At 65.7% G+C, this 1,431-nt stretch carries 1 protein-coding gene; it reads right to left on the bottom strand.

All coding sequences use genetic code 11. The features are described 5' to 3' along the window. The coding region (locus A5781_RS24300) for an AMP-binding protein (RefSeq protein ID WP_156625031.1) at window positions 1-1,431 on the bottom strand (1,431 nt) is incomplete at both ends.

The following is a 1,431-nucleotide window of genomic DNA, read 5'->3' on the forward strand; positions in this document are numbered from 1 at the left end:
GGCTAACGGCACCCCGATGGGGCTCGCTGCGCCGGCGACATCACCGGCCATGATCTCGCGTACCGAGGCATGCACGGTTGTCTCGGTGATGCCGTACATGTTGATCAGCCGCGGCGACTGCCGATGGCGGTCCACCCACCCCGCTAGACGCGCGGGCTCAAGGGCTTCCCCACCAAACACCACTGTCTTCAGCGCCAGCCGGCGGCCTAACTCCGGGGCTAATCCATCAACGGTTTGCAGCGCATAAAACGCCGACGGGGTTTGGCTTAACACGCTGACCTGTTCGCTGATCAGCAAGGCGTGGAAGTCTTCCGGAGAGGCGGTCACCGCCTCGGGCACCACCACTAACCGGCCCCCACCGAGCAGGGCACCGAAGATCTCCCACACCGAAACGTCAAAGGCATACGAGTGCCACTGTGACCACACCCCCGCCCGCTCCAGGTAGGCATCTGCCGACGCCAGCAGCTGGGTGACGTTATGGTGGGTCACGGCAACGCCTTTGGGCACCCCGGTGGTGCCCGAGGTGTAAATCAGATACGCAATACCGTCGGCGGCCGGGGCCGGCAGTGGGGTGCTGGGTTGGGTGTGGATGGCGGGGTCATCAATATCAATGACCGGCACGTGATGACCGGCGAGCCGCGAGCGCAGACCCGCCGTGGTGAGTGCGGCGACAGGCGTGGCATCGGTGAGCATGAACCCGATTCGCGCCGCGGGCAGGCCCGGATCGATCGGCACGTAGGCCGCCCCGGTCTTGAGGACCGCCAGGATCGCGATGATGGCTTGCGCGCCACGCTCCACCAGCAGCGCCACGCACTCACCCGGGCCCACCCCACGGGCAACCAGTAAGTGCGCCAACCGATTCGCGGACTCGTCCACCTCGCGATAGGTCCACGAGCGGTCCCCGAAAGTCAGCGCCACCGCGTCGGGCGTGCGGCCGACTTGGGCGGCAAACAACGCTGGGATCGACACCCCCGACACCGCTGGGCGGTCCAACACCGCCCGGTTACCCCAGTTATCCAGGCGGACACGTTCGGACTCGTCGAGCACCCCGATCGAAGACACCGGCCGCGAGGGATCTGCCGTCATGTCGGCCAGCACCCGCTCGAATCGTGTAATTAACGTTTCGATGCTGGCGGGGTCGAAAATATCGGTGCGAAACTCCACTACCCCACCGATGCCGGCCGGCTGGCCCGCTTCGGTGAAGTTCTCGGACAGGGTGAAGGTCAAATCCATGCGGGCCGTGCAAGTTTGCACTGGCAAGGGGCTAACCCGCACCTGCTCACCTAGCGCCAGCCCGCCGGCTAGGTCCAGCTCGGCGAGGTTGTGGTTTTGCCAGGCCAGCATGACCTGCACTAGGGGGTGATGGGCCAGGGAGCGGGTGGGGTGCAGCCGTTCCACGAGCAGCTCGAAGGGCACGTCTTGGTGCTCAAA

This window comes from Mycobacterium sp. 852002-30065_SCH5024008 (genome assembly GCF_001665645.1).
GTDB classification, from domain to species: domain Bacteria; phylum Actinomycetota; class Actinomycetes; order Mycobacteriales; family Mycobacteriaceae; genus Mycobacterium; species Mycobacterium paraffinicum.